Origin of the sequence: Kitasatospora sp. NPDC096147, from assembly GCF_044763225.1 — a bacterium.
In the GTDB taxonomy this organism is placed as follows: Bacteria; Actinomycetota; Actinomycetes; order Streptomycetales; family Streptomycetaceae; genus Kitasatospora.
Genome location: NZ_JBIWFX010000011.1, coordinates 109,063 through 115,507, shown reverse-complemented (window position 1 = coordinate 115,507; position 6,445 = coordinate 109,063). Strand labels below are relative to the sequence as shown.

Annotated in this window: 5 protein-coding genes; 3 read left to right on the top strand and 2 right to left on the bottom strand. The window is 73.7% G+C overall.

Translation table 11 applies throughout. The features are described 5' to 3' along the window. Positions 1 to 494: 494 nt before the first annotated feature. Both ACIRBX_RS28725 and ACIRBX_RS28720 read right to left on the bottom strand, forming a co-directional pair. Positions 495 to 1,352, bottom strand: a complete 858-nt coding sequence (locus tag ACIRBX_RS28725; RefSeq protein WP_402300987.1) for a peptidase — start codon at positions 1,350 to 1,352, stop codon at positions 495 to 497. 2 nt (positions 1,353 to 1,354) lie between these two features. Beyond that, positions 1,355 to 2,641, bottom strand: coding sequence for a VWA domain-containing protein (locus tag ACIRBX_RS28720; RefSeq protein ID WP_402300985.1), 1,287 nt, complete (start codon positions 2,639 to 2,641; stop codon positions 1,355 to 1,357). A 223-nt stretch (positions 2,642 to 2,864) separates the two neighbouring features. Between ACIRBX_RS28720 and ACIRBX_RS28715 the strand changes: the two genes are divergently transcribed. Genes ACIRBX_RS28715 through ACIRBX_RS28705 form a run of 3 tightly spaced genes read left to right on the top strand, consistent with a single transcriptional unit; the run spans position 2,865 to position 6,301 of the window. After that, positions 2,865 to 3,365, top strand: coding sequence for a DUF1269 domain-containing protein (locus tag ACIRBX_RS28715; RefSeq protein WP_402300983.1), 501 nt, complete (start codon positions 2,865 to 2,867; stop codon positions 3,363 to 3,365). A gap of 45 nt (positions 3,366 to 3,410) precedes the next feature. Further along, positions 3,411 to 4,781, top strand: coding sequence for an FtsW/RodA/SpoVE family cell cycle protein (locus ACIRBX_RS28710; protein ID WP_402300981.1), 1,371 nt, complete (start codon positions 3,411 to 3,413; stop codon positions 4,779 to 4,781). 56 nt (positions 4,782 to 4,837) lie between these two features. Then, positions 4,838 to 6,301, top strand: coding sequence for a penicillin-binding transpeptidase domain-containing protein (locus ACIRBX_RS28705; protein WP_402301238.1), 1,464 nt, complete (start codon positions 4,838 to 4,840; stop codon positions 6,299 to 6,301). The last annotated feature ends 144 nt before the right edge of the window (positions 6,302 to 6,445 follow it).

Sequence of the window (6,445 nt, the reverse complement as noted above, 5' to 3'; positions counted from 1 at the left end):
GGGTGGTCGGGGGTCGTGGCGTGGTGGAGTGGGTGCGCGGTGCGCGGTGCTTGGTGCTGCCGTTGTTGCTTCGGCGCTCGCCCCCCGGGTGGCCCGCTGCCAGGGCGCTGTCCTGCCGGGGGCGGGCCACTGGCGTGGTCGGGGCTGGGAATGGGTGTGGGTGGTCGGGGGTCGTGGCGTGGTGGAGTGGGTGCGCGGTGCGCGGTGCTTGGTGCTGCCGTTGTTGCTTCGGCGCTCGCCCCCCGGGTGGCCCGCCGTCAGGGCGCCGTCCCTCCGGCGTGGGCACCATCGTCGCGGAGCCCGACACGGCGGCAGTCGGTGCTGCGCGGGTCCGTCTGCTTGTCAGCCGCCCCTCGCCTGATTGCCGGCCGCCTGCCGCCGCTGCCGTGTCGTCGGCCGCGGTACGGCTCGGTGTGTGACGGCGGGTCGGCAGGGCCGCCGGGGACGACCGAGGGGGCCGGGGCCCGATGGGCCCCGGCCCCCTCGGGGGTGGGTCAGTAGGTGCTCGGCGGCTGCGGCGGGGGCGGGCCGGCCGGCTGGGGGGTGGGGCGGTGGCCGCGCGGGTGGCGGGTGAGGCGGTAGCCCGCGACGCCGGCCAGGGCGGCCAGGATGCCGCCGGCCACCGTCCAGTACCAGCGGGTGTTGGCACCGGTGACGGCGGCCGAGATCCAGGACTCGTCGTCCTCGCCGGGGGCGACCGCGCGCTCGGAGGCGGCGGCGGACGGCGCGGTGGCCGGTGCGGTGCCGGCGGTGCCGGCGTTCACCGGCGGGACCAGCGGGGCGTTCAGCTCGCCGCCCTCGGGCTGGGCGTCGCCGGCCCCGCCGCGTTCGGTGAGCCGGAGCTTCACCTGGGCGGCCAGGCCGAGGTCCTGCTGCGGCACCTGACCGGCCGTCAGCCGGACGTAGTAGGTGCCCGGCAGCGGGTCGCCGGACCACGGCTCGGCCCAGGACCGGACCTGCCGCAGTGAGCAGCGCAGCTTCAGCACGGCGTCCGCCTGCTGCGCGGTGGCGTCCTGCGGCCCGGAGGTGCAGGACTGCCGGCGGCGCAGGCCGTCGAAGAACTCCACCGACCAGCTCTGCGCGCCGTGCCGTTCGGCGGTCGGCGGCAGGGTGACGTCGACGTCCACCGTGACCGTCCGCCCCTCGGCGGCGGCGAAGGCCCAGTACAGGTAGTCACCGGTGGAGGCGGCCACGTCGGCACCCTGCCCGGCCGCCAGCGTGGTGGCGGTCAGGAAGGAGGTGCCGGCGTCGGTCACCGGCTTGAGCGGGCCGGAGGGCGAGGGCGAGGCGGCGAGCAGCAGCGGGGCCGCCAGCAGCACCGCGCCGGCCCGGGTGATCAGAGTCGTACGCATCGTCAGTTCTCCCGCCAGACCGCGATCCGCCAGCGTGCCAGCCAGCCGAAGACCAGACCGGCCAGCAGGCCGGCCAGGGTGAGCACCAGCAGCAGCACCCAGCCGCGCCCGAGGCCGGCGGACCAGCCGTCGGGGGCGGGGGAGGCGGCGGCCAGGTCGACGGTCAGCTCCAGCGGCAGGCCGGGCTCGGCGGCGACGCCGGGGGCCGGGGCGAAGGAGTTGCTGACCACCAGGCAGACGGTGTCGGCCTGCTGACTCGCCGTCGGGGTGGCGGTGGGCTCCTTGCCGGAGGACCAGCGGACCCCGGTGGAGGCCACGTCGGTGCGACCGCTGCCCGCGTCGGTGCCGCGCACCAGCTCCTGGCCGGTGGTGTCGGTGGCCTTCAGCAGCACGCCGTAGTCCCGGGCCAGCGCCCGGTCCAGCGAGAGCGAGACGGAGGCGCGGAGCTCCTGGCCGGGGCGGACCGCGACCCGGTAGACCCGGTGCTCGGAGAACTTCTCCCGGTCGCTGTAGACGCCGGGGGAGAGCATCGGGGCGGTGTCGCACTGCTCGGTGCCGGCGGCCTTGGCCGGGGCGGTCCGGTTGGTGGTGCCGGCCCGCTTGACCAGCTGCTTGACCTTGTCGGTCAGCTGCTGCTGGCTCTGCACGTCGGTGAAGGTGCCGCCGGTCGCGGTGGCGATGCAGAGCAGCTGCTGGCGGGTCTTCTCGTCGTGCGCCAGGCCGAGGGTGTCGACCACCAGGTGGGTGCCGGCGGCGGCCAGCTCGCGGGCCACCTCGCACGGGTCCGGCGGGGCGCAGGAGTCCTCGCCGTCGGTGATCAGGACGATCCGGCGGGTGGTGGTGCCGGTGCCGAGGTCCTGGGCGGCGCCGCGCAGGGCCAGGCCGATCGGGGTCCAGCCGGTGGGCCGCAGGGTGGCGACCGCGGTCTTGGCCTCGGTCTTGTCGGTCTTGCCGACCGGGAAGAGCTGCCGGGTGTCCTTGCAGCCCTCGGTCTTGTCGTTGCCCGGGTAGGTGGCGCCGAGCGTGCGGATGCCGAACTGGGTCTCGTCGGGCAGCGCGTCGATCACCTCGCGGATCGACTGCTGGGCCACCTCCATCCGGCTCTTGCCCTGGATGTCGGTGGCCCGCATCGATCCGCTCACGTCGAGCACCAGGTCGACCCTGGGCGGTTCGACCCCCAACTCGTCGGCCTGGGCCGGGAATCCGTGCATCAGGGCCCCGGCGGATATCGCCAGGGCGGCCAGCAGCCCGAGCGGGCGGGCCGGCGTTCGTCCTCGTCTGGTGGTCACCGCCGCATCCTATGGATCATCAGTTCGCCCCTCCAAAGGGCCCCGTGGGCTTCCGGCCACCCCCGCGCCGGTGTCCGACGGTGCGTCAACGGACGTTTCACGCGCTCCGCCGGTCGGCCTGCCGCGAGGGGCCAATTCAGGACACACCACCCCTAAGGCCAATAAATATGGCTAATCCCGGTAGGGTCGGCGGAGAAACCCGTCGAGTTGGAAGGACCTCCCCGTGAGCAACCTGTTCGCGATCGCCTACCCCGACCTCGCCACCGCCCAGCAGGTCCGGGCCGAGGCGGTCGGCCTGCAGAAGCAGAAGCTGATCGACCTGGAGGACGCCGTCGTCGTGGAGCGGCGGGAGGACGGGAAGATCAAGCTGCACCAGGCCGTCTCGACCACCGGGGCGGGCGCCGCCTCGGGTGCGCTCTGGGGCGGGGTGATCGGGCTGCTGTTCTTCATGCCCTTCCTGGGCGCGGCGGTCGGCGGCGCGACCGGCGCGGCGGTCGGGGCCTCCACCGACGTCGGGGTGGACGACAACTTCATGCGGCAGGTCGGCGAGCACCTCCAGCCGGGCAGCGCCGCCGTCTTCCTGCTGGTCCGCAAGGCGACCGCCGACAAGGTGGTGCCGGCCCTGGCCCGGTACGGCGGCCAGATCATCCAGACCTCGCTGAGCGCCGAGGCCGAGGCCGAGCTGCGCGCCACCGTCGAGGCCTCCCGCGGCACCACCGCCTGACGGCCCCTCACCCGCCACCGCAGCGACAGCCCCGACAGGAGGTCCGTGGCCTCGCCGTCCACCACCGCCCCGCCGTCCGGTCCGCCGCAGGACCGCCCGCCCACCCGCCGCAACACCGAACTCGCCCTGGTGCTCGGCGCGGTGCTGATCGCCGTGCTCGGCTACGTCGAGGTCGGGGCGAACATCGACGGCGAGGTGCCCTCCGGCGCGGCCGGGTACGGGGCGGCGCTCGGCGTGCTGGCGCTGCTGGCGCACGGGGTGATCCGGTGGAAGGCGACGTACGCGGACCCGCTGCTGCTGCCGATCGCGATCCTGCTGAACGGGATCGGACTGGTCGTCATCTACCGGCTGGACCGGGCCACCCCGAGGAGCGAGGCGGCGCCGACCCAGCTGCTCTGGTCCACCCTCGGGGTGGCGCTGTTCATCGCCGTGGTGGTGCTGCTCCGGGACCACCGGCTGCTCCGCCGCTACGCGTACGTGGGCGCGCTGGTGGCGCTGGTGCTGCTGATCCTGCCGATCTTCTTCCCGCCGGTGTACGGCTCCCGGATCTGGATCACCGTCGGCCCGCTCTCCTTCCAGCCCGGTGAGTTCGCCAAGATCCTGCTGGCGATCTTCTTCGCGGCCTACCTGGCCGTGCACCGGGACGCGCTCGCGCTGACCGGGAAGAGGCTGTGGAAGTTCCAGTTCCCGCGCGGCCGGGACCTCGGGCCGGTGCTGCTGATCTGGGCCGCGTTCGTCGGGGTGCTGGTGCTGGAGACCGACCTCGGCACCTCGCTGCTGTTCTTCGGCCTCTTCGTGGTGATGCTCTACGTGGCCACCGCCCGCAGCGGCTGGATCGCCATCGGCCTGTTCCTGGCGGCGGTCGGCGCGGTCGCGGTGGGCTGGCTCTCCCCGCACGTGCACAGCCGGGTGACCGCCTGGCTGGACCCGCTGGGCTCGATCGCGGCGGGGGAGGGGGCGAACCAGATCGCCCAGTCGCTGTTCGCCTTCGCCTGGGGCGGGGTGCTCGGCACCGGCCTCGGCGAGGGCCACTCGATCCTGATCGGCTTCGCCGCCAAGTCCGACTTCATCCTGGCCACCATCGGCGAGGAGCTGGGCCTGGCCGGGCTGATCGCGGTGTTCCTGCTGTACGCGCTGCTGATCTCGCGCGGCTTCCGGACCGGCATCGCGCTGCGTGACCCGTTCGGCCGGCTGCTGGCGATCGGACTGGCCGCGATCGTCGCCCTCCAACTCTTCGTGGTGGCCGGCGGGGTGCTCGGGCTGATCCCGCTGACCGGCATGACACTGCCGTTCATCGCCCAGGGCGGGTCCTCGGTGGTGACCAACTGGATCATCGTGGCGCTGCTGGTCCGGATGAGCGACCAGGCCCGCCGCCCCGCCCCCGTCCCCGTCGCCGTCCCGGAGCACGCGGAGTGAAGCTGAGACGCCGTCAGGGCAGCACCTCCACCGGTGGCCCGCAGGGCCTGCCGGGCATCTCCACCACCGGCCGCCGGGCCGCCACCTTCTGCCTGCTGCTGATCCTGGCGCTGATCGGCCAGGCCAGCTACGTCCAGGTGTTCCAGGCCCGGGAGTTGGACGACAACCCGGCCAACCAGCGGGAGACCATCCAGCGCTACGCCCAGCCGCGCGGCAACATCCTGGTCGGCGCCGAGCCGGTGACCGGCTCCGCCCCGACCGGCGGCCGGTACGCGTACAAGCGCACCTACACCGACGGGCCGGCCTACGCCGCCGTCACGGGGTACTCCTCGCAGACCTACGGCAACACCCAGATCGAGGGCGTGGACGACAGCCTGCTCTCCGGCACCGACACCCGGCTGGCGAGCTGGGCGCTCTGGGACGCGATCGCCCGCCGGCAGAACCCCGGCGGCGACGTCCACACCACCCTCAGCAAGGCGGCCCAGCAGGCCGCGCTCAAGGGGCTCGGCGGCCAGACCGGCGCGGTGGCCGCGATCGAGCCGGCCACCGGGCGGATCCTGGCGCTGGCCTCCACCCCGTCCTACGACCCGGGCTCGTTCGCCGGCTCCTCCTCGGCCGACCAGGACGCCTGGAACAGGCTCCAGGCCGACAGGAACCAGCCGATGCTGAACCGGGCGCTCCGTCAGATCTACCCGCCCGGCTCGACCTTCAAGGTGGTCACCGCCGCAGCCGCGCTGGCGAACGGCGTGGTCACCGACATCAACGCGCCGACCGGTGCGCCCTACCCCTTCGTGATGCCGGGCACCACCACCGCGCTGGTCAACGACACCACCGCCTGCGACGCGCCCGGCCAGTCGCTGGACCGGGCCATGGTGCTCTCCTGCAACTCGGTGCTGGGCTGGCTCGGCACCCAGGTCGGGCTGGAGAGGATGACCGCGACGGCGGCGGCGTTCGGCTTCAACGACGCCAAGCTGGACATCCCGGTCCGGGCCGCCCGGTCCAACTTCGACACCGAGATGAACGCCTCGCAGGTGGCGCTCTCCTCGATCGGCCAGTACGACACCGCCGCCACCCCGCTGGTGATGGCCATGGTCGCCGCCGGGGTGGCCAACGACGGCAAGGTGATGCACCCTCAGCTGGTCGACCGGCTGACCAGGTCCGACGGCACCGACGTCCAGGTGATGGAGCCGGCCGTCTACCGGCAGGCACTCACCCCGGCGGTGGCCCGCCAGGTCCGGCAGCTGATGACCGACGTGGTGGAGAACGGCACCGGCCGCAACGCCCGGATCGCCGGCGCCACCGTCGGCGGCAAGACCGGCACCGCCCAGCAGGGCGTGGACAACTCCGGCATCCCGTACGCCTGGTTCGTCTCCTGGGCCGCCCCGAGCGGCTCCACCGGCGTGCCCCCGGTGGCGGTCGCGGTGGTGATCGCCGACAGCGGCGCCACCGACGTCACCGGCGGCGGACTGGCCGCACCGATCGCACGGTCCGTCATGCAGGCGGTGCTGAACGGAGGTTGAGACGCACTCATGAACCGGTGACAGGGCTGTGACAGCAGGTGTGGCCGGTGTCACTTCCCGCTCCCGGGCGCTCCGTTAGGGTGATCCGGTCCCTTTCGCTCCCGAGGAGATCCCCCATGCCGCCGTGCGCCCGTACCAGCCCCA

Bases quoted from the DNA above. Each gene is read 5' to 3' on its own strand.
- ACIRBX_RS28725 (WP_402300987.1), bottom strand. From the start codon at position 1,352: ATGCGTACGACTCTGATCACCCGGGCCGGCGCGGTGCTGCTGGCGGCC.